The sequence below is a fragment of the Bacillus sp. AP8 genome (assembly GCF_000321185.1).
Classification (GTDB): Bacteria; Bacillota; Bacilli; order Bacillales; family DSM-1321; genus Bacillus_AD; species Bacillus_AD massilioanorexius.
The window spans coordinates 1-23,752 of the sequence record NZ_CAPG01000061.1 but is presented as its reverse complement, the minus strand read 5'-3'; the positions used below and the strand labels follow the sequence as shown (position 1 = coordinate 23,752).

General features: G+C 36.7%; 17 protein-coding genes. 14 read left to right on the top strand and 3 right to left on the bottom strand.

Annotated elements, in window-relative coordinates; all coding sequences use genetic code 11:
* Positions 1-33: 33 nt before the first annotated feature.
* Both BN349_RS14950 and csaB read right to left on the bottom strand, forming a co-directional pair.
* Positions 34-1,206 carry a glycosyltransferase family 4 protein gene (locus BN349_RS14950; RefSeq protein ID WP_019243137.1) on the bottom strand — a complete coding sequence of 391 codons (1,173 nt, stop codon included), beginning with the start codon at positions 1,204-1,206 and terminating at the stop codon, positions 34-36.
* A gap of 186 nt (positions 1,207-1,392) precedes the next feature.
* Entirely contained in the window at positions 1,393-2,499 is a 1,107-nt protein-coding gene (gene csaB, locus BN349_RS14945) for a polysaccharide pyruvyl transferase CsaB (RefSeq protein ID WP_019243136.1), read from the bottom strand.
* 671 nt (positions 2,500-3,170) lie between these two features.
* On the opposite strand from csaB, the gene BN349_RS14940 reads away from it, so the two are divergent.
* The 8 genes from BN349_RS14940 (at position 3,171) to BN349_RS14905 (ending at position 15,105) form a co-directional block, all read left to right on the top strand.
* Positions 3,171-4,448: a nucleotide sugar dehydrogenase gene (locus BN349_RS14940; RefSeq protein WP_019243135.1), complete on the top strand. Its 1,278-nt coding sequence runs from the start codon at positions 3,171-3,173 to the stop codon at positions 4,446-4,448.
* A 379-nt stretch (positions 4,449-4,827) separates the two neighbouring features.
* On the top strand, positions 4,828-5,541 hold the full coding sequence (locus BN349_RS14935; protein ID WP_019243134.1) for a WecB/TagA/CpsF family glycosyltransferase: 714 nt from the start codon (positions 4,828-4,830) through the stop codon (positions 5,539-5,541).
* A 159-nt stretch (positions 5,542-5,700) separates the two neighbouring features.
* Positions 5,701-6,804, top strand: coding sequence for a glycosyltransferase family 4 protein (locus BN349_RS14930; RefSeq protein WP_019243133.1), 1,104 nt, complete (start codon positions 5,701-5,703; stop codon positions 6,802-6,804).
* Positions 6,805-7,241: 437 nt separating this feature from the next.
* Positions 7,242-10,061, top strand: coding sequence for an S-layer homology domain-containing protein (locus BN349_RS14925; protein WP_019243132.1), 2,820 nt, complete (start codon positions 7,242-7,244; stop codon positions 10,059-10,061).
* A gap of 971 nt (positions 10,062-11,032) precedes the next feature.
* A complete protein-coding gene (gene xerA / locus BN349_RS24045; RefSeq protein WP_081591252.1) occupies positions 11,033-11,863 on the top strand; it encodes a site-specific tyrosine recombinase/integron integrase in 831 nt (276 codons plus the stop codon).
* Between the two features lie 5 nt (positions 11,864-11,868).
* The gene (gene xerA / locus BN349_RS14915; protein WP_019243130.1) at positions 11,869-12,702 is read left to right on the top strand and encodes a site-specific tyrosine recombinase/integron integrase; all 834 of its coding nucleotides are present in this window, start codon (positions 11,869-11,871) and stop codon (positions 12,700-12,702) included.
* Positions 12,683-14,254: a site-specific tyrosine recombinase/integron integrase gene (xerA, locus tag BN349_RS25925; RefSeq protein ID WP_148335155.1), complete on the top strand. Its 1,572-nt coding sequence runs from the start codon at positions 12,683-12,685 to the stop codon at positions 14,252-14,254. The genes xerA (BN349_RS14915) and xerA (BN349_RS25925) overlap by 20 nt, the downstream gene beginning before the upstream one ends.
* Positions 14,255-14,268: 14 nt before the next feature.
* Positions 14,269-15,105, top strand: a complete 837-nt coding sequence (locus tag BN349_RS14905) for a tyrosine-type recombinase/integrase (RefSeq protein ID WP_019243128.1) — start codon at positions 14,269-14,271, stop codon at positions 15,103-15,105.
* A gap of 151 nt (positions 15,106-15,256) precedes the next feature.
* Here BN349_RS14905 and BN349_RS26405 read toward each other — a convergent pair whose 3' ends face one another.
* On the bottom strand, positions 15,257-15,418 hold the full coding sequence (locus BN349_RS26405; RefSeq protein WP_019243127.1) for a hypothetical protein: 162 nt from the start codon (positions 15,416-15,418) through the stop codon (positions 15,257-15,259).
* Between BN349_RS26405 and BN349_RS14895 the strand changes: the two genes are divergently transcribed.
* From BN349_RS14895 to BN349_RS14870, 6 genes are all read left to right on the top strand, one after another.
* The gene (locus BN349_RS14895) at positions 15,414-17,024 is read left to right on the top strand and encodes an Ig-like domain-containing protein (protein WP_332306681.1); all 1,611 of its coding nucleotides are present in this window, start codon (positions 15,414-15,416) and stop codon (positions 17,022-17,024) included. The genes BN349_RS26405 and BN349_RS14895 overlap by 5 nt on opposite strands.
* Positions 17,025-18,025: 1,001 nt before the next feature.
* Complete coding sequence (locus BN349_RS14890) at positions 18,026-18,919, top strand: tyrosine-type recombinase/integrase (RefSeq protein WP_019243125.1); 894 nt, start codon at positions 18,026-18,028, stop codon at positions 18,917-18,919.
* A 4-nt stretch (positions 18,920-18,923) separates the two neighbouring features.
* Positions 18,924-19,760, top strand: coding sequence for a site-specific tyrosine recombinase/integron integrase (gene xerA / locus BN349_RS14885; protein WP_019243124.1), 837 nt, complete (start codon positions 18,924-18,926; stop codon positions 19,758-19,760).
* Positions 19,761-19,777: 17 nt separating this feature from the next.
* Positions 19,778-20,665, top strand: a complete 888-nt coding sequence (locus BN349_RS14880; RefSeq protein ID WP_019243123.1) for a tyrosine-type recombinase/integrase — start codon at positions 19,778-19,780, stop codon at positions 20,663-20,665.
* A gap of 9 nt (positions 20,666-20,674) precedes the next feature.
* Positions 20,675-21,514, top strand: coding sequence for a tyrosine-type recombinase/integrase (locus BN349_RS14875; protein ID WP_019243122.1), 840 nt, complete (start codon positions 20,675-20,677; stop codon positions 21,512-21,514).
* Positions 21,515-21,643: 129 nt separating this feature from the next.
* On the top strand, positions 21,644-23,581 hold the full coding sequence (locus tag BN349_RS14870; RefSeq protein ID WP_019243121.1) for a hypothetical protein: 1,938 nt from the start codon (positions 21,644-21,646) through the stop codon (positions 23,579-23,581).
* Positions 23,582-23,752 lie beyond the last annotated feature (171 nt).

Sequence of the window (23,752 nt, the reverse complement as noted above, 5' to 3'; positions counted from 1 at the left end):
TAAGCAAGATATTTTCAGAAATAGGAAAGCTCCTTATTTCTTTAAAGCTCTCTCATAGATTTCTAAATATTTTTTAGCTGCAGCAATATGAGAATATTCTTCTTCGATTTTGGCGCGAGCCTTAGCAGCCATTTCAACACCAGCTTCTGGGTCACGTAATAAAGTAAGAATTGCATCTGAAAGCTCTTCAACGTTTTTCTCTTCTACTAGAATACCATCTACTCCACTATTAACGATTTCCTTTAATCCACCTACTGCACAAGCGATTAGAGGGGAACCAGAGCCCATTGCCTCAAGAGCGGAAATCGAAGTAGCTTCTTCAACACCAGCAGAGTGAACGCTTGGAACAAGGGCAACATCACTTAAATCGTAATAATCACGTACGACTGCATGAGGAACAGCACCTAATAGAGTAACGTTTTTCTCCATGCCTTCACGAGCGACAATCTCTTTAATTTCACTTAATGCTTCTCCACTACCAGCATAAATTAAATGAGTATTAGGAAACTCTTTTAAAACTTTTGGTAGAGCTAAAGCAGGGTAGATAACACCGTTTTTCTTCGTTAAACGACGTGGGCAGAATAAAACCTCGCTATCCACATCAATGCCGTATTTAGCTCGTAATTCCTTTTTCTTTCCTTTATTAGGCTTGAAAGAATGGATATCAATGAAATTGCGAATGGCTGTACCTTCTACACCAGATAATTCTTTCACATATTCTTTTAAGCGAGTATCAACGGTAATAACCTCACGAGTCCCACGATATGCTTGAATTTCTACATCTTGCATGATTTTAGCTTCTGCACTACCTTCATCCATGGAACCTTTAGAAATCGATTCAAAGGCCATGTAGCCATGTACAGTTGAAACCGTTGGAATGCCACTTTCAAGAGCAGCTAACGTTGTAAAAGGATCCTGTGCATGGATGATATCGTAATTTTTACTTTTATTGTTTTCAATAAGGACACGAAGGAAACGTTGGCGCATTTTATGACTCCAAATGATTCCTTTTCCTTTTTTAATTTTGTTTAAAATATAGCTTGGTCCTTGTGCAAGGATTTTACGAGAAACGGGAGAAACATCAGAGAAAGATAATACGTCTACCTCATGACCTAATGATTCTAAACCAGCTTTTAATGTATCAACGTGAACGGATAAACCACCAGCATGCGGGTAGTCATATGCAGTTGCAATTAGTACTTTCATTCCAGTCTCCTCCAGACTTTACATTACAATCTTTTGTATAAAAAATGATCGTTCAAACTTTACATTTGTATTGTCTAGCTTCAGCGCCTCAGCCAGTTTTCTGCCTCGAAAGACATCTTCGAGTATCTTGTCAAAGTCATGACTGGTAAGTGATGACCTCGAGCGGACCAAGGCGCTTACGCTTTTCTATTTTCCGAAATGCTCCTTTAATAGGTCTACATTTCGTACAGCTTCTTTACGCATGATTTCGGCATTTTCTTTAACGATATTGGCGAATTTCTCGCGGTCATCTAGCATCATAAGCGCATTTTCTGTTAATGTTTCAGGATTGATATTCATCAAGTCAGCTGAATATTTCCACATACCACTACGCTTTAATAAGCTTTCCACTTTTTTGTCATAGCTTAAACCGATATGTGGAACACCACTTAATGTAGAGAAGATAAGGGCGTGTAATCTCATACCGATTGTTAAATCACATTGACTGATAAAATTTAAATATTGATTTGGTGTGAATTTTTCACCTAGCATGACGCATTGATCGGCATGCTTCATATGTTTCATAACCTGTTGGCTTGCGTTCGTATCGTGATGTCCTTCCATTGGTACGAAAACAGGTGTCACATTCTTTTCTTCAATTAAAGCATCCAAAATTTGAGCGGTTTGTTCGAATTGCAGTGTATGCTCGAACCATGGGCGCATCGATACAGCTACTAGCTTTTGATGTTCTTTTAAATCTAAAGAGTCCATGCAAGCATGATCTTCTTTCTTTTTAAAGGCAAACACGATGTCAGAAGTAACAACCGTTTCTGGACGCTTGATACCAAGCTTATGAAGATAGTCTTTTGAGAACTGATCACGAACCGTAATGAAATCTGCTAAATTAGACAGCTTCATTAAGATTTTTCCCCAAGTGGATGTAACAGGACCAATACCTTGTGAGAAGAACATAACCTTTGTGCCACATAGCTTAGCTAATAGGACAATCAGAAGGTAATAAGGAAGTGGGCCGAATAAGAACTTAGTTGGGTAAGCATCCTGTAATAAGCCGCCTCCACCACTAATTAATAAATCAGCATCCTTTAATGCTTTGATTTTTCCTTTATTGTCATGTCTCCAACCGCGATAGACTGTTTTTACATTATGCTCTTTTGCTGTTGCTTCTGGCGATAATGAAAAGACTGTTATATCAGGATGATCAAGGGAATCTCGTAAATTGTCGACAATACTTTCGAGAATCGCTTCATCTCCCGTATTTCCTAAACCATAAAAACCTGAGATGACAATTTTCAAACTAATGTTTCCTCCTTATTTTCCCGCCAAAACGGGCAATGCACACCCACATACGGTGGGAAGAACATTGAGTAGTAATACGTATATTTACAAAAAGGTATATTTCTAGACAAAAACCCTCATATATTTTAACATTACCCCCTATGTTTCTCAATGCAATTAGTTTAAATGATAGGGAGAAAGGGTATATTTTTGAACTCAGATGAAGAAACAGGCAAGTAACGATTTTTCTTAAAAGTTCCGTAAGTATATAATAATATTCAACATTATGTCTGGCTTTCGTGCTTGATCGACTTATGCTGGTGGAAGTCTATGGAATGTAAGTCAACAAGGGCGTTGTCAAAGGCAGTAGCGATTTTAGTTGTTGTTCCATACTTGAGCCGCATCAACTTGCTTTGTCTGACCTTTTACCTGTCAGATTTGTCTGCGTTGTCTAGCTTCAGCGGCTAACTCCTAGAGCATAAGTCAACCAGTCCAGAAGGCAAAGAGCGCCTTCAAGCCAGCTCGTCTTATGCTTGTCGGAGTTAAACGAGCCGCATCAGCTTTTCTTATTAGAATGAGCTATACTAATGTTATTAATGCAGAAGAGAACATATTTTGATATACTATGTGAGTTAGGAATTTACTTGTTAAGAATGTAACATTATATAGATAAGTGAGGTCACTAAGCGATGAAAAAGATTTGTGTCATTGGGTTAGGGTATATTGGCTTACCAACTGCATCAGTGTTTGCACGTGCAGGCTATGACGTACTAGGTGTAGATGTAAATCGTAAAGTTGTGGAATCTTTAAATGAAGGCAAAGTTACTATAGAAGAAATAGATTTACCAGAATTAGTGAAGGAAGTTGTGGCTAATGGTCATTTGAAGGCTTCTGTTGAACCAGAAAAAGCAGACGTGTTTATTATTTCTGTTCCAACTCCAATTCATGAAGACCATAGTGCCAATGTCGATTATGTAGCGGAAGCAACAAAAGCGATTATTCCTTATTTAGAAAAAGGAAATATTGTGATTGTAGAATCAACAATCCCACCAAGAACAATGGATGATTTAGTTGCTCCAATTATTAAAGAAGCTGGATTCGATCCTTACAATGACGTATATGTGGCACATTGCCCAGAACGTGTATTACCAGGTCGAATTTTAATAGAATTAATCGAGAATACTCGTATCGTAGGTGGTTTAACACCTGAAGCAGCGAAGAAGGCTGGAGATGTATATCGTGCGATTGTAACGGGTGACGTTATCGAAACAGAAGCGGTTACAGCTGAAATGTCTAAGCTAATGGAGAATACTTTCCGTGATGTGAACATTGCGCTTGCTAATGAATTAGCCAAAATCTCAGCTCGTCTTGGTGTAAATGCACATGACGTGATTGAATTAGCAAACAAGCATCCACGTGTAAATATCCATTTACCAGGTCCAGGAGTAGGTGGACACTGCTTAGCGGTTGATCCTTACTTCATTATTGAAAAAGCACGTGAAGAATCTCCATTAATTACAGAATCACGTCGTATCAATAACAGTATGCCTGAGTTTGTGATCGAGCAAATCAAACGATTAACGTCTGAATTAGATCAACCGAAAATTGCCGTTTGCGGTTTAACATACAAAGGAAACATTGACGATGTTCGTGAAAGCCCAGCAATTGAAATTGCACATATGCTTTTAGAAAATGATCGCTTTGACGTACGTATCCATGATCCACATGTGACAGAAGAACAAGTTTCCTTCCAACTTCAAAGCTTAGAACAAGCGGTAGATGGAGCAAACTTACTTGTCATTCTTGTAGATCATAATGAATTTAAGCAATTTGATGAAGAGCTTTTATTAAATAAAATGGCAACACCAGTCGTATTCGATACTCGTAACTGTGCAAAAATCAACGAAGATCGCTTCACAGTGTACCGTATTGGTAATTTGAAAAATTTAAAAGCTATTCAAGAGTAAAAAAACATATGAAGGACCCGTGACGTTTTTTCCTTCTTTTATTTATTCGAGTTAGAATGAATAAGGTTATATGTTTGGATGTTTTCGAAAACTTTGTTGCGTATCAACAAGAATTGAATATAAGTTGCCGCTCCAGGATGCTCGCTTTCCGCGGGGCGGGTGGTGAGCCTCCTCGACGCAAAGCGTCTGTGGGGTCTCACCTGTCCCGCTGCTCCCGCAGGAGTCTCGCACCTTCCGCTCTATTCAAATAGTTTTTTATCAACTAGTTCAATTAATAAAGTTTTTTATAGCAACAGCAATATAGAAAACAACGATATGTTATTTCTTGAAAATATAAAGAAGGACCGATGTAGGTTTTTCTATAATAGGAAGATGAATGATGCAAAAAGAAACGTATTTTGGTATAGGTGTATCTCCATTAAGCTATGAAGATATACTGACGGACATTGATATTCGTATGCAGCAAAATTTAAAGTCGACGATCATCGCAGTTAATCCTGAAAAAGTGATGGCGGCTGAGAAAAATGAACAGCTACGAGACTTAATCAATAACAGTACGTATGGAATTCCTGATGGAGTAGGAATTTTACTGGCGTCTAAATTGAAAAAAGGCAATATCACGTCACGTGTTACAGGTGTGGATATGATGGATCGTTTGCTTCAATCTGCGGCGGAAAAAGGCTATCGTGTGTTTATGTACGGGGCAAAGGAAGAAGTCGTAGCCAAAGCAAAAGCAAATATCGAAGCAAAATACCCGAAGATCATTATTTCTGGATATGAGAATGGGTATGTTCAAGATCCAGCAGTAGTTGTGAAGAAGATAAACGATGCGCAAGCGGATATTTTGTTCGTGGCCATGGGAAGTCCAAAGCAAGAGCTATGGATTCGTGAGCATATGAACGAAGTGAGTGCGAAGGTTTTTCAAGGAGTTGGCGGTAGTTTCGATGTCTTTGCCGGTCACGTCAAACGAGCACCTGAATTTTATCGGAAGCTTGGTTTAGAATGGCTATACCGTTTAATGAAGGAACCAAGTCGTTTTAAACGTCAGCTTGCCTTACCAAAGTTTCTCATAAAAGTAATCCGATCTAAGTAAGTTGCTACAATGGGTTCATACACATGGCAACCTTAATGAGTCATGATCTCATTAAGGTTGTTTTTTTATGCATAATAAGTTGAATAAGCCGATTTCCTTATTATATAGAAGAAACGAATAACAATGGGCAAATAATGTCTTTTTAATAGGAGGGAAACAATGAAAGTATTACATGTAATTAGTGGAGGAGAAACGGGTGGCTCTCGTAAGCATGTTACTACCTTGCTCGAACAATTCCCACGAGATACAGTCTGTCTGGCTGTTTTTCAAGAAGGTCCACTAGCTCAGGAAGCGAGAGAAATGGGAATTCGTGTCGAATTGTTTCAACAATCGTCACGATATGACATAAGCATTTTGCGTAAGCTACGAGATTTTATTAATAAGGAAGAATTCGATATTGTGCATTCACATGGTCCAAGAGCCAATTTATTTATGTCCTTCATTAAAAAGAAAATTTCAGCGTTATGGGTGACAACGATTCATAGTGATCCGAAGCTGGACTTTATGAAGGGTGGCATAAAAGGGAAGCTTTTTACCAAGCTTAACTTACATGCGATAAAACAAATCGATTATTTCTTTGCTGTTTCAGAACGTTTTAAAGAAAATCTTATTGAATTTGGAATTCCAGCGGAGAAAATTTTCACGATTTATAATGGTATTCATTTTTTAGAGCCGTTAGAGAAAAATGGAAAGCTACAACAAGAACTTGGCCTAAATGATAAAGATTTCATCATGACAATGGTAGCGCGTTTACATCCAGTTAAAGGACATGATATTGTTCTTCGAGCATTGAAGCAAATCAATAATCCTCATATTCATTTAGTTTTAGTTGGAGATGGTCCGATTAAAGAAGAAATTGTCGCGATGGTTGACGATTTCCATCTTGGAAATCAGGTTCACTTTCTTGGGTTCAGAAAAGATGTAAGTGACATTTATAGTGATTCACATATTGCCTTATTAGCCTCACATAGTGAAAGCTTTCCATTGGCATTATTAGAAGCGGCAAATGAAAAGCTACCACTTATCTCAACAGATGTCGGCGGAGTGAAGCAGTTGCTTTCCTCAGAGCAATATGGCTGGGTCGTACCAACAAATAATGCAGAGCAATTTGCAACAGCCATTGCAGAAGCTTATAAAGACCAACAAAAGAATGTACTAAGTAGCAAAGGAGAAGCATTGTACAAGCATGCCACTTCGCATTTCTCTTTAGAGCAGCTAGCGAAAAGCGTAGAAGAACGATATAAATCTCTTATCAATCCATGATCTCAGATGATTCTGAGGTCTTTTTTTTGTGTTTTTATTTATAGGGTGCTATATTGGAACAGTTGCATGAAAACTTCACCTTAGTTGGATTTATTTATAAGAGAATCCAAAATAAGATTTTTTATAAAAAATATTCCAATTAAAGAGGTTACTGTGTATAATGATGAAGTGCGTCTATTTATGAAAATAAAGGAAGCTCAACCTGTTTATTCTGTAAAATTTCTATAATATTCTTCTATGTGAAGAAATATGTAAAAAATAGTTGAAAATTATGGTTCATTTGGTAGAATAAATAAAGAGGTTTAATCTGCTATTTTCCCATTTAACTAGGTTTTATTTGAATAGGTTAATAGGATTTTAAGCTACATAAGATTCTGTTTATTTTTAATTAATAGAATTAAAGAAAAAATTTTTACAAAACGGGGAGGATTTATTCCATGGCTTACCAACCAAAGTCTTACCGCAAGTTCGTAGCAACTGCTGCTACTGCAACTTTAGTTGCAGGTGCTGTTGCTCCATTAGCTTCTGCTGCTGAAGCAGATTCAAGCAAATTTACAGATGTAACAAAAAATTACAAAGAAGCTGTTGATTTCGTAGTTTCTAAAGGGATCAAAGGTACTTCTGAAACTACATTTGGTGTTAGCGATAACATCAAACGTGGTGATGCAGCTGCATTCCTTGCACAAGTATTAGGATTAGATACTAAAGGTGCACCAGATGCTGGTTTTACAGATGTTAATACTCGTGTTGCTCCATATGCAAATGCATTAAAAGCTGCTGGTATTACAAGTGGTAAAACAGCAACTACTTTCAATCCTGATGCTCAAATCACTCGTGGTGAATTAGCTATCTGGATCGCAAAAGGTTTCGGTCTTGAAGGATCTGGAAAAGTTGACTTCACAGACGTAAACACTAACTACGCTCCTTATGTTTCTGCATTAGTAGAAAATGGCGTAACAAGTGGTACTTCTAAAACAACTTTCGGAACTACTGCTAACGCTAAACGTGGAGATTTCGCTAAATTCTTATTTGCTGCAGATCAAGCAACTCCAAAAGCTGCTGTAACAGAAGTTAAAGCAGAAGATGGAAAAGTAACTGTAACTCTTGACAATGCTCTTGAGTCAGTAAAAGCTGCAGATTTCAAATTAACTCAAGCAATCGACGGTAAAGAAGCTACTGCTGTAACTGCAACAGAAGCTAAATTATCAGAAGATAAAAAGACAGTTGAATTAACTGTTGCTAAAGTTGCACAAACTGAAAACGAACAAAGCGTAGTAGTAACAGCTGCTTACAAATCAGGTAAAGCTGTAGCTGCTAAAGCGTTTAAAGTAGACGCAACTGTGGCAAAAGTAGTAAGTGTAAGTGCGATTAACGCTAAACAACTTGTTGTTACATTTAATAAAGATGTAGATGTTGCTACAGCAGAAACAAAAACTAACTATGTTTTAAATGATACAAATACAGTAGCTTCTGCAGAAGTTCAAGAAGATGGAAAATCAGTTAAGTTAACTTTAACAGATCCTTATACTACTGCGTCTTCAGTAGCAGTAACAGTTAAAGGTGTTACGTTAAAATCAGAGCCTACTAAAGAATTTCCGTTATTCTCTACAGTTGTAAAAGTAGAAGACACTACTAAAGCTTCAATTGTTTCTGTTGATTCAGTAACAAAAGACACAACTGCAACAACTGCAACTGTTAACTTCTCTGAGCCTGTTAAATCTGGTATTATTAAAGTTAACGGTCAGTCTGTAGGAACTATTACATCTCCTGTTGAATCTTTAAATCTTACTGGACTAAACTTAGATGCAACTAAAACACATACATTAGAAATTGTAAATTTAACTGACACTGCAAACAATGTAACATCATTAGCAACTACTACATTTACTGTTAAAAAAGATGCTGATGCACCAGTAGTTTCATCAGTTACTGCACATGGTGATTATCAACTTCTTGTAACATTTGACAAAAAAATCAATGCATCTACAGTTGCTACAGGTGATGTAACTGTTAAAGACGAACTTTTAGCTGATGTAACTGTTTCAAACTTTGCTGCATTAACTGGTGATACTACTGGTACAAAGTTTGTAATTACTCTTGATAAGACAAAATCAGAAGTAAGTGATTTATATAAAAATAAAACTACACGTAATTTAACTGTAGTATTTGCAGACAAGTCAGTAGATGATGCTCTGGGTAATCAATTGGCTGCAACAACTAAAGCAGTAACACTTAATAAAGATGTAACTGCACCAACTGTTACTGGCATAACATTTAAAAAAGATGCGACAACAAAACTAGTTACTGAACTTAAAGTATCTTTTGATGAAGTTATTAATAACTCTTTAGATTTAAGTAAATTTACAATTGTTGATTCTAACGGAGTATTGAAATCAGGTATCTTGACTGGTGCTCCAGTTACTGTTTCTGGAAAAGAAGCAGTTATTGATATTACAGATGTTGCTTTAACTGGAACGCATAGCTTCCAAATCGCATCAGGTGCTGCAACTGATTTAGCATTAGTAGCAAACAAATCTAATTCATTTGCAGGTACTGTTGATTTTGGTACAACAACATCAGTAGATACTTTTGATTTTGTTGATGGCGACAGCGACTTAACGAATGGTGAAGTAACTGAAACTGGAAATGTTATTACAGTAACGTATCCGGAAGCAGTAAAAGGTGGAGCTGTAAGTGGTTCTGCAACAGATTTAAATAACTATTCAATCAATGGTAAACCACTACCTGCTGGTACAACTATTACTTTAGATTCAACTCAAAAAGTTGCGACAATTAAACTAGCTGATGAGTCAATTGCTATTAGCGATACAACTGCAGTGTTTACAATTAACAATGTAAAATCTTTATCTAACAAAACAATTAAGCCTGTTACAACTACAAGTGCAATTGTTGATAACGTAGCTCCTGTTTTACAATCTGCACGTGTATTAGACAATAACACTATTGAGTTAACTTATAGTGAAGCTATCGCACCTCTTGCTGGTGTAGCTGCTGGACTTGAGTTTGCTATTTATGAAGGTACTACAGCGAAGACTGTAGCTGATGCTGACCTAACAGCTACAAATGTAACTGGTTTTGCTAACAAGATTGTAATTGATCTTGCAACAGCTACACTTGACTTAACAAAAGAGATTTCTGTTAAGACATTGTTAGATCCAACTCCTGCTAACATTAACATTAAAGACGTGGCTTCAAATGCTCATAAAGTTGATGTTAAAGTAGTAGCTACAAAATAATTTAAGGACACCTACCTCAGGGTAGGCTCCTTGTTCGCCTTAATTTTAAAAGAGTGAACAAAAATCTTGCAAAATAGAACACTTGTCCAAATAAAAGTAGAACAAGAGAGTTGAAAAGGGTTTAGAAATTATCCTTTTCAACTCTTTTTTTTATGTTAATTGGGAAAGGTGCCTGTCATCACCCGAATATTGTCGAAGAATAGTAGACAATAATATAGACTCTATGGAGAATATCTCTGTAGGGCTTTTCTTCTTTTAATGAAGTTCAATAAATACTGAAATAATCTTTTATGAAAAAATGAGATAATCATGAATAACAGGATAGTTAGCTCATTTAATTAGAATCACCTATTACATTAACTCGAACAGATGATATTGGTAGTACAAAATTAGGGATTTGTGCCTGTCACCCTCTAAGTATGTAAGTTTATGCTGAAAGGCGCTGTTGGGAGAAATCTCGGCAGGGCTTTTTTTACTGTATAAGCCGTGTATAGAGTTTGTTGGCTGTCACTACCCGAAAAACTATCGAAGTTTAGTAGACTAGAAGGAAGGCTCTATGGAAATATCCATAGGGCTTTTCCTATTCTTATTAAAGATATTTTAATTTCGTTATTTTGAATAATCTGTTTAATGAACGCTAGTATTGTTAATAATGCTATTCACTATTGGTGTGCAATTAGCCTAGGAAAGTACAATGGTGAATACTGAGAAGAAATATTGGGAAATGACGAATGGATTGGTTCCGTTATCTAGCAGAAAAATTATAATAGTTTGTACGAATATATTCGGTAACACTTTTTTATTAAACTTAAGAGATTATTAAATTCTAGGTATAAAAAAATAGGAAAGGTTGATACTGATACTAAATAACTATTAAAAAATATATCTTCAAAATAGGAGGTGAAGAGATGGAAACGTTAAAAAAATATTGAGAATCAACAAATGAATGTGTTCCTTCAGAAACAAGATTTATTCTAAATGAGTTCTTACAAAGTTTAAAACTGGAAAATAAAGCGGTAGCAACTATTACCAAATATCGACGGTTATTGGAAAGGTTTTTAAGGGAGTGTACGATTCCTTTAGAGGATTTGACCTCTAAAGATATCCGGCAATGGTTAGATGAATTTTCAATAGGTAAAAAACCGAAAACAGTAGATCTCGTATTGGCCACACTTTCCTCCTTTTTTACATTTTGTCTAGATGAAGAATACATGGAAAATACATTGATGAAAAAACGATGGAGACCCAAAATAACAAGCTCATTGCCTAAATATCTGGATGAGTATGAATATGCAAAGGTGAAGCGTACTGCTGAACAATCTCCAATTAGGGATCGGGCCCTGATATCATTTCTGTTTTCATCAGGCTGTAGAGTTTCAGAAGTTTCAAATTTAAACATACAAGATGTTAATCTTGAAAAACGAACAGCTGAAGTAGTAGGAAAAGGGAAAAAAATAAGATACGTTCATTTTTCAGAAGAATCTGCATTATTGTTGAAAGAGTATCTACGAACCCGTTCCAATAAAACAGAAGAACCTTTATTTTTGAACAAATTTGGCCAACGACTTTTAATAGGTGGAATTCAACAAGTGTTGAAAAAAATAGGAAACAAGGCAGGTCTAAAACAAACATTCCATCCTCATTGTTGTAGGCATACATTTGCCACTACGATGTTAGCAAGGGGTGCAGATATTCAGTTTATTGCGGATGAGATGGGTCACTCAGATTTGAATACCACACGGGTTTATGCTCGAATACCAACAGAAGATATGAAATTAAAATATCAAAATATTATGGGGTGAAATCTATGAATCTCGAAGTACAGCAATCTTTTTTTAATGATCAACAGGCTCGCTTTAGTCCAGAGACGAGTCGTGCGTATAAGATTGCGCTCTCCCAATTCTTCTTATTTTGTCAAAAGAATGTCAATGAAGTGAAGGCAAAAGACATCCGAGACTGGTTGGCAATGATGGCTGAGAACGGTTTAAAACCTCGCAGTATTCAATTGAAATTGTCAGCGCTGAAATCATTTTACCAGTATTTGATGGAAGAAAACAAACTGAAGAAAAATCCGACACTTAAGGTACGTACCCCTCAGAAAGAGGATTCGCTTCCCTACTATTTAGATAAAAGACAACTAGCTCAACTTCAGGAGTTAACAAAGGAGAATTCAAGAGATCGAGCTATTGTGGAAACGTTATATGCGACGGGTGTACGAATTAGTGAATTGTTAAATATCAAGCAGGAAGATGTGAAATGGGACAGTCGACAAATTTGGATTCGAAAAGGAAAAGGGACCAAAGAACGCTTTGTTTTATTTACTTTTGATTGTATGGAGCGCCTGAAAATGTATTTGGCCGAAAGAGATGTGCATAGCAAGTACCTCTTTTCAAATCAAAGAGGAGGACCAATAAGTCGTTCTTTAATAGAACTGTTATTTCGACAATACACAAAGACCTTAGGATTTAGAGTGACCCCGCATACCATGCGACATACGTTTGCTGCTCATTTAGCAGAAAAAGGGATGGACTATAGCTATATTCAAGAACTTTTAGGTCATGCAAATATCAATAGCACGCGTATATACACACGTCTTATGAATCGTGCTAGGAAAAGGCAATATGACCGTTATCAATTGTAGTGGAGGGAAAAGAAAAATGATAAATTACTGTGAGCTAAGAATATTATTACCCAACTCAGAGAATCAGAAAGTAATTCATGAGTTTTTATTAAAAAAGAAAGATGAGAATAGAAGCAAGAAGACGATTAGAAATTACCGGGTCATTTTGCAACATTTTTTTAAGGAGAGGGAGGAGCCGTTTTCGTCCCTAACATCGGAAGACATTCAGGAATGGATTACCCAACATCAAAAGTTCTGGAAAGAAGACTCCATGTGTCATCGTATAAGAATTCTCCATGTTTTTTATAACTTTTGTGTGGAAGGGGGATATATGGACACATCACCTGTCAAAAGTCGAAAAGGAGTCATAACGGAGCTAAAGGGGATATTACCCAATGCGGAAAATCAGAAAGTAATAAATGAGTTTTTGTTCAGCTTAAAAAAAGGGAACAGAAGAAAGTCTACGATTGTCAATAACCGGAAAGTTTTACAGCACTTTTTTAAGGAAAGGAAGGAGTCATATTCATCCCTTACATCAGAAGACATCCAGGAATGGATATCGAAACAAGAAGAGGTCTGGGAGAAAGGAACTATCCGTACCCGTTTATGTAGCCTACGTTCCTTTTTAAAATATTGTGTGGAAGCAGGTTATATGGAAAAACAACCTATTACAACGAAAAGAAGAAAAAACAAAGGAAAGTACTGGAATGTAGAACTACCATTACCCAACTCAGAGAATCTAAAAGTAATAAATGAGTTTTTATTAAGCATGAAAGTGAGTAATTACAGCGAGCGAACTATTATCACCTATCAAGAAGCTTTACAACGCTTTTTTAGGGAGAGAAAGGCTCCATTTTCACAACTCACATACGATGACGTTCGAGAATGGCTCAACCAATATCAAAAAGTATGGAAAGAAAGCACCCTCTATAGCAATTTAAGTATTCTAAGTTCCTTTTTCAATTTTTGTGTGGAAGAAGGTTACTTGGAAAAGTCCGTCATAAAAAAGCGGTGGTATCCCCGTCTGCCTCAACCAATTCCAAAATATTTGGATAAAGAAGAGATTGCAAAAATCCGACAACAATGCGAAAAAGAGCCTCTACGGAACCGGGCAATTTTGGAGTTTTTACTTACCACTGGCTGCCGCTTGGGAGAGGTGCAGCGGCTCAACCGGGACGATGTCGATCTAGAAAATCGAACGGCACGAGTAGTTGGAAAAGGGAAAAAAATTCGGTTGGTCCATTTTTCGGAGAAATGTGCCTTGCTCTTAGAGCGTTACCTAGAACACCGGAAAGATGATAATCCTGCCTTTTTTATTACAAAATGGGGAACAAGAACCGAGGGTCGTAATATTCAAAATTTTCTTAGGGAAATTGGGAAAGCGGCAAGACTTTCGACATCACTTCATCCGCACCGACTCCGACATACATTTGCAACCGAATTATTGGCAAAAGGTGCGGATCTCGTCTTTATAGGGGATGAAATGGGACATGTCAACCTTCAAACTACGCAAATATACGCACGTCTTCCAAAGCAGGATATTGTTGGCATGTACCGAAAGTATATGGGATAAGGATGAAGGAGAGGATGAATTCAGAAGAATGTCTTAAACAATTTACTACCGATTTACAATACCGATTAGCCAAATCAACGCTAGAAGACTACCAGCGTTCAGTCAAACAATTGTTCATTTTTACGAAAAAGCCGTTTGATGGGATCACCAAACGCGATATCCGGAACTGGTTAAGTCACCTGGTTGAAAACGGATATAGACCTGCCACGGTTCAGGTAAGGCTGTCCGGATTGAAAACCTTCTTTAATTATTGTAAGGAAGAAGAACTCATCCTGCTTAATCCGGCTGAGGAACTGCCATTTCCACGTAGAGATGAGACTGTTCCGTGTTATTTAAAATGGGAACAACTCACACAGCTTCGGAAGCACGTGGAAAGAGGACTTCGGGAGCGTGCCTTGATTGAAGTACTTTATACGACTGGAGTTAGAATCAGCGAATTGGCTGCCATGAAAAAAGAAGATATCAATTGGTCGGAAAGGTCCATTTTAATTCCTAGTGGGAAAGGCAAAAAAGGGCGCAACGTATTTTTTACGCCGGAGTGTGCCGAATATTTAGAAGTGTACCTGAATAAGAGGACGGATAATCTTCCCTATGTCTTTTCGGATGCCAAGGGTATCCAATCATTTAGAATTTCCACCAATAAGCTTATGTTTAGAACTATTTCTAAACAATTGGGATTTAAGGTGACAAACCACATATTACGTCACACCTTTGCAGCACACCTAGCTCAAAAAGGGATGCCACTGGAATATATTCAAGTGCTATTAGGGCATCATAATATACAAACTACCAAGGTATATACCCGATTGTACGACATTGCTCGGAAAGAGATGTACGATGATTGGATGTGATAGTTCCCACAGAAAGGGGATTATGATTACGCATAACAGTTGTTAACCTGAATGTTCGAATTCGAGATAAACGTCTGAACCCATTGATATGACAGGGATCTGGCGTTATTCATCGATTTCAGGTTCGAAGTGAAAGTGCGATTAACGCTGCTCAAGTTGAAGTTGAATTCAATAAAGCAGTTGACGCTTCTACTATTTTTGATGCAAGCGGAGCACTTATTTCTGGTGTTGTTACCGTAAAAAGCCTTGATTCGGTTTCTGCTGGTGCTTTAACTGGAGAACTTAGTGAAGATGGAAAGACATTAACAATCACTTCATCTACTAAATTAGATAAGCGTTACGATGTTATTATTGATAAAGTTAAATCTGCTGACAAACAAGATTTTGAAAAATCAACAAATACTATTACTGTAAATGATACTATTCGCCCGACATTTGAAGGTGTTTCTTACCTTCCAAACGGCAATGCTACATTCACTTTTAGCGAGCCAATTGACGCAACTGTTGCACAAATTGTTGCTGCATTGAATGTAACTGGTCCAACTAGTGTAGAAGTAGTTGCAGGAGACGTTACTCTATCTACGACAAAAAAATCATTCACAGTTGCTCTTCCAGCTACAATGACAAAAGATCAAAATTACACATTCACTTTCACTGGACTTAAAGATTTTGCTGGTAACCTTTTAGCTCCAAATCCTGTTTCTGCAACTGTTGTTAAAAAAGATGCAGACACGGTAAAACCAACTGTTACTTCAGTAGCTTCAGCTGGTATTGGTAAAGTAGCTGTAACTTTCTCTGAGAAAGTAGACGCAACTTCTGCTACATTAAAAGTTGGAGGAACAGCTGCAACAGGTTTAACAACGTCTACTGATGCAGGTAAAACTGTTATTACTTTCAATTCAGCTGATTTAACTGCTGGTGTGAAAAGCTTAGAAATCGGTGGAGTTAAAGACCTTGCAGGAAATATTATGGATGCCGTTACTAAAGTAGTAGAAATCACTGCAGATAAAACTGCTCCTGTATTTGTTAGCCAAAGCATCAAAACTGTAGGTTCTGATCAATATTTAGTAGTTAACTACAACGAAGAAATAACAGTAGATACTACTAAAGATGTAACTGGCTCTTATGTTGGTTCTGATTCTATTACTAAATCAGTAACAATTGACAAAGCAAATATTGCTCTTGGAAGCGATAAGAAATCTGTAGAAATTAAACTTCCTACGACAACTGGAGATTACACTGTAACTCTTCCAACAGTAAAAGATACTGCTACAAACCCAGCTGCATCTAAAACTGTAACATTTAAGCTTGGTACTGCAGCTGATACTACAAAACCAAACGTATCCACTGTTGTTCAAACAAATAACAAAGTAGTTGTTACGTTTGACCGTGAGGTTTCTGCAGCAAGTGCATTAGACAACGCTAACTATGAACTTGAAGGAGTTTCTTCTGCATTTGTTGGAACACCGATCTTTAAAGGTGATGCTAAAACAGTTGAATTGACTCTTAAAGATGATGCTATTACAACAAATGGAGAACGCAACTTCACTGTTAAAAATGTAGCTACAGGTGCTGGTGCAGTCATGGTGACTGAAGTAAAAGCACGTGATTTCAAAGAAACTGTACGTCCTACAGTAGTATCTGCTAAAGTTACTGGAGCAAAAACAATCGAAATCACTTTCAGCGAAGCTATTAAAGATGGTGCTACTGCTGGTAAAGACATCGATGTATATCAAGGTTTAAGTACAACTGCTCTTGCTGAAGATTCTGAACTAATCAGTGGAAATAAATTAGTGATTACACTTACTAGTGAGCTGATTTCCCTTTCAGGTATTACTGTTAAGGCATCAGACGTTGCAGATCTAACAGATATCAACGGTAACGTTCACAATGTAACAGGTACTATCAACGTTCAATAAAAGTATTTGCTACCTCGTAAGACGAATACCTTGTTATTTAGAACTGTGTCTGTCACAGCCAGAAAAATATCGAAAACACAAAATATCTTAAATAAAATAGTTTTAATTTAAGAGGAAGCACCTCAAACTTGACGGAAACGTCTTGTTTGAGGTGCTTCTTATATCCTCTATAAAGAAATCAAAAAGTATTTTTAGGGGTTCTATACTAAACGTTGGGCTGTCCACTAAAAAGGACAAAAAAAGAGCACACATGCTCAACCTTTCTTATACTTGAATTGTCGAGAAATAAGGAAAGGAATAGATGAATTCTAACTTGATTTTACCCGTATTTGAAAGATTTATAATTAGAAAAACAGAGATGATCAATGGTTTTTAACATATTCATGTGGAATGTGATAGGAAACCTCATCGTTGTCCATCCTGTCAATCTTATACTAATAAAGTACGGAATGACGAGGTCTTAATTCTATTTGTAGAGTTAAGGCTTTTTTGATAAAAGTTAACGAAAATAAATTGTATTCAGCAAGTAATGAATAAAATCACAAAAATGGTCTATCCTATTTCATTTTTTTTATTAATGGTTTGCTTGTATAATGTCTATACTAATTTTAAATTTTATCGTCTATGTATAGAGATATACGATAAAATAGAGTATATAATATACTTGTATTGCCTATACTGATTATCAAGTAGCTAATTTCACTATTCAACATAATATCTTTTTTGTTGAAAAGTAACGGGAGTTTAGTTCAGGTATTAATCATGCTAACCAAAGGTTTCAACATAATATAACTTTAGTTGAAAGTTAAAAAACATTTCAAAAGAAATTTTTCACATACATATTAAATTGAAAAATATAGAATGTATTTAGGGTTACCGCGACCAATAGCGGTAGCTCTTTTTGGCATGCTTATGTTTAAGAATAGAATATTGGATAACAATGATACTGTCACGTTCATATCTGAATCGGCAGAAAAATCAAAAGGAAAGGAGAATAACAGGTGAGTATTTCAGGAGATTATTGGAAAATTAACCGCGAATCTATTCCCTTCCAAACTAGAACAATTTTAAACGAGTACTTGTTGAGTTTAAAACTCGCTAACAAAGCAGAAGCAACCATTAAGAAATACCGGTGGATACTAGAGCGCTTTTTCAGTGAATGTATAATTCCGTTGGAAGAGTTAGACTCTCATGACGTTCTAGAATGGCTAAATGAATTTTCTAAGGGTAAAAAACCGAAGACAGTAGACCTTTTTCTTTCAGCGCTTTCTTCCTTTTTTCAGTTTTGTTTGGCTGAAGAGTACATGGAAAATATAGTTATAAAGAAACGATGGAGGCCAAATATTCCTCAGGCACTACCTAAATATCTGACCGAGCAGGAATATACCAGAGTAAAACTGGCAGCTGAAAGTTTATCACTTCGGAACCGTTCACTAATATTATTTCTTTTCTCAACCGGATGTCGTAGTTCTGAAGTTTCTTCATTAAATATTCAAGATGTCCAGCTTGAAAAGCGTACAGCGATTGTGAAGGGCAAAGGTAAAAAAATTCGGCATGTTCACTTTTCAGAAGAGTGTGCCCTAGTACTAAAGGAATATTTGGCAACTCGTAGGGATGATATAGAGGGTCCTCTCTTTGAAAACAAGTTTGGACAGCGTCTCACTAAAAGTGGAATCTATTTAGTTACAACGAAACTAGGTAAGAAAGCGGGCTTAACACAATCTCTGCATCCCCATTGTTGCCGACACACATTTGCGACAAATATGTTGGCAAGAGGAGCAGAGATAGAATTTATAGCAGATGAAATGGGTCATGCAGATTTAAATACGACGCGTATCTATGCTCGTATTCCAACTGAGGATATGATGTTAGCCTATCAAAATAAAATGGGGTGAATCTATGAACATAGAAATTCAGCAATCTTTCTTTAAGGATCATCAATCTAAATTTAGTGTTGAAACAATCCGAAGCTATTCCATTGCCCTGAAACAATTCTTTGTTTTCTGTGATAAAAGTTTTTATGATGTGAAGTCAAGTGATGTACGTGCATGGCTTGCCTCTATGGAGGAAAAAGGTTTGAAACCTCGATCGATTCACTTAAAACTAAGTGCGTTGAAGTCCTTTTATCTGTATTGTATGGAAGAAAAAAAAGTTAAGAAAAACCCAACGACCACAGTATACACACCACAGAAAGATGATACCCTTCCCTATTATTTAACGAAACGTCAAATGGCTCTCCTTCAAGAGCTGACCAAAAGTGATCCGCGTGACCGCGCGATTATTGAAACCTTATATGCAACTGGGGTCAGGGTAAGCGAACTCCTTGAGATCAAGTTGGAGGATATCAAATGGGAAACCAGGCAGATTTGGATTCGAAAGGGGAAAGGAAACAAAGAAAGATTTGTACTATTCACGTATGAATGCGCAGAACGTCTAAAGACCTATTTGCAAGAACGAAAGTACAACAACGAATATCTATTTGCGAATAATCGAGGAGGCCATTTAAGCCGGGTGTATGTGGAGAAAAAGTTTCAGGAATATTCAACGGTATTAGGATTCAAAGTGGTACCACATACTTTGCGTCATACATTTGCAGCCCATTTGTCTGAGAAGAATATGCCTCAAAGCTACATTCAGGAACTTCTTGGTCACTCCAATATTAATAGTACGCGAATCTACACTCGACTTAGAGAAACGGCCCGTAAGAAAATGTACGATCGCTATCAAAATCAATAAAAAGGAGAGTAGTAAGTATGAGACGTTATTGGAATTTGAAAAAGGTGTTACCGAACCAAAAAAATCAAGAAGTTATTCAGGAATTTTTAACTCACTTAAAACTTGCCAATCGAACCGAAGGAACTATTATTGTGTATCGGCGATTTTTAGAAGATTTTTTTGGTGAGGTGGAAGAATCATATGATAAACTCTCATCTAATCAAATCATAGGTTGGTTTCACGCAAATAAAAAGCATTTAAAGGATACAAGCTTTAAAGGTAAGTTAAACATCCTCTCCTCTTTTTATAGTTTCTGTGTTCAAGAATCATTGATGGAGCGCTCGCCCATTAAGAGACGTTGGTTTCCTCGTCTAACTAAAACCATACCCAAGGCTCTTGGAAAAGAAGAAATTGCAAAAGTTATTCGAGAGGCTGAACGAAGACCACTTAGAGATCAGGCAATCGTCGAGTTTTTGTTGACATCGGGTTGTCGAATTGGAGAACTCCATCTACTTAACATAGGGGACTTAGACCTTGAAAATCGAACAGCACGTGTAAGGGGGAAAGGAAAAAAGATAAGGATGGTTCACTTCTCTGAAAAGTGTTTAATACTTCTTGAACGTTATTTAGAAACTCGATTAGATATCAACGACTCCTCTCCCCTTTTTATAAATAGTGTAGAAAATAGAATTGGTATAAGGAGTTACTTTACCATCATAGCCACAATCGGTAAATTAGCAGGGTTAAGTTCCAATTTACACCCTCATAGATTTCGTCACACCTTTGCAACAGAACTATTATCAAAAGGTGCAGACCTTTCATTTATTAGTGAAGAATTAGGACATGCAGATCTGAAAACAACACAAGTATACGCTCGGGTGCTCAATCAATCCATTTTAGCGCAATATCGAAAATTTATGGGATGAGGGATATATATGCTTAATACGGAAGAATTGATTACACAGTTCATAGTGGATTATGGTAAAAAACTTGCTCAAAATACGTTGAGAGGATACAAAACAGCATTGGAACAGTTGTTTGAATTTACTGGGAAATCTTTTGGTGATATCTCAAAAAGTGATATTCGAAATTGGCTCCTAAGTTTAGCGGAAAAAGGATGTAAGCCTAGTACCATAAATTATAAACTAAAAGCCATGCGGTTATTTTATAAGTATTGTGTGGAGGAAGAGTACTTGATAAATTACCCCGTTGTTAACATCCCTGATTCTAAGGTGGAGGAGAAGCTACCTTACTATCTGTCATATGAGCAGTTGTCTTCGTTAAGAGCCATTTGTAAAGAGGATTTAAGATTTAGAGCAGTCGTAGAAGTGTTATACAGTACAGGGATTCGTGTTAGTGAATTGGCCAATATGAAGTTGGAAGAAATAAACTGGACGGAACGGATGATTCTTATACCGGAGGGGAAGGGTAAAAAAGCGCGTTTTGTTTATTTTACCAGAACGTGTGAAGAACATTTAAAAGCGTATTTGAGAACTCGAAGGGACAACCTTCCCTTCGTTTTTATAAATCGGTTGGAGACTACAACCATTGGAACCAAATCGGTAGTGTATGGGTTTATCAACTACCGAAAGGAGTTAGACTTTTATGTAAGTCCTCATACCTTGCGACATACGTTTGCCGCACACTTAGTCATGAAGGGGATGCCAGTCGTTAGTATACAAACTTTGTTAGGTCACGATGATCCAAGAACTACTCAAACATACTCTCGCCTTTTTGGACAAGCTCAAAAAGAAATGTATGATCAATGGCATTAATCTCCTAAAATTGAGCATTGAAGCGTCATACCGAAAATCCCACTTACCCATACTGTTTGAATTTTTAAAAAGTGGTTCCGTTCCTTGATGTTAAAGGGTTTGGGCCGTTTTTTATTTATTTGAGTTGAGATGGAAAGTGCAATTAACGCAAAAGAGCTTAAAGTAGATTTTAGTAAAGCTGTTTCAAAAGCTAGCTTAGCGGCTGCTGATTTTGCTGTTACAGCTACTGGCACAACAAATGCTAATGCTGTTACTGACGTACAACTTTCAACAGATGGAAAATCAGCTACATTACTATTAACTGCTGTAGTTCCAGCAGCTGGTGTTGATGTAAAAATTGCGGAAGGTGCAATTTTATCAAGTGGCTACGATAAATTCCTTGCATTTTCTACTACAGCAGTAAAAACTGCTCAAGATACTGCAGCTCCAAAACTATTGTCAGCTGTAGCTACTGATAGCACAACAGTTGAGTTAACTTTTGATGAGCCAGTAGATTGGACAGCTAATACTGGTGGTATTTCTGTTAATGCAGCTACTCAAGTAAATGGCGTTAATAGTACAGTAGCAGGAGATTATACTTACACATTTACTGTAGCAGCTTTAAAAGCAGGAGCTAATACGGTTCAATTGTTAAATTATGCAGACTTTGCAGGAAATAAAGAAGCTCTTTCTACAACAACAGTAAATTATACTGCTGATGTATCGCTACCAGAAGTGGCTTCAATTAAAGCTGAAGATTCAACTTCATTTATCTTAACTTTAAATAAAGCAGTTGATACAATTGCTAATACAAACATTACAGTTAAAAAAGGAAACTATACTTTTACTTCAGCTGATTTGACAGTGGCATACGTTGATGCAACTGGTAACTTAACAGCAAGCGCTGGTACTACACCATCAAAATATGTTAAGGTAACAGTTCCTACTCAAGCGGGATCAGCAAACCCATTATACGGTACGGACGAAAACTCTGTTTCTTTATCCGTTGCTGTTTCTGGATATAAAAACGGTACTGTGATTGGAAAAGATTACACTGGATCAGTTACTCTAACTAAAGATTTAACAGCTCCAAAAGTAGTTTCACCAAAATTAGTTTCTTTTGATAAAACAGCTGATACTATTACAGTTCCTTTCGATAAAAATTTAACTATTGCTGATGGTACTAAACTAACAGTAGTTAAAGGAACAGTTAAGATTGCTGCAACTGCTGCAGTTTCTGGTAAAAACTTAGTAATTACAATTACTGATCTTGCTGGTTTAACTGACGGAAAATACAACTTAGTTCTTGATAAAGGCTTAGTTAAAGACTCAAGCAATAATGTAAATGAAGCAACGACATTAACAACTGATGTAACTACTGCTGCAGCTACAAAACAAGTAACAGGTTCTATTTTCGGTACAACTGCTGCATATAACAGTGGTAAAAATATCATTACAGTTGACTATGGTTTTAAAGTGGACGATGCAGCTGCATCTGTTGCTTCATACTCATTAAATGGCGCAGCACTTCCAAGTGGATCTGTAGCATACTTTACATCAACAACAAAAGACGAAGTTACAATTGAATTACCAGCATCTTATGCTGTTGATTTGAATAATGTAAATGCGAAAATTTCACTAAATGCTAACGCTGTAAAAGAATATGCAACAGGTAATGTTGTTTCCTCTTCTGCTACTGAAGTAAAAGCAGTTGATCAAGTAATTACTTTAAATGACAATGTTGCCCCTACTGTAACAAAAGTAGAATATGTGAAAGATGCTAATGGTTTAGCTGTAGGACTAAAATTAACATTCTCTGAAGCTGTTAATACAACAGTTTCAACTGGTACACCTGATTTTACTGATGACTTTGTAGTTAAAACAGGTTCTACTGTAATCCCATACACAGTAGGTGCTGCAACTGCAACTGACACAGATACAGATAACGTTGTTATCTTAAACTTCACTTCTGTTTCAACAGCAGCAAGTGGTGTAACAGTGGCAACAAACGTTGACACAACTAAAATCGATCTTAAAGATATTAGCGGTAATAACAAAGTAGCTGCATTCAGTGTTACTGCACAATAATAAAAGTAAGATAGTATCATAATATCCAAGGTAAAAGGGCTGTCTAGCTCAAACTACCACGGATTATAAAAGATATTTAAGAATTAAGTTTTGAGGTCCTTTTTTTATCTAATAAAAAAGAGATTAGAATATGTTAATAAAAAGGTTCTATACTAAATGTTGGGGTGTCCT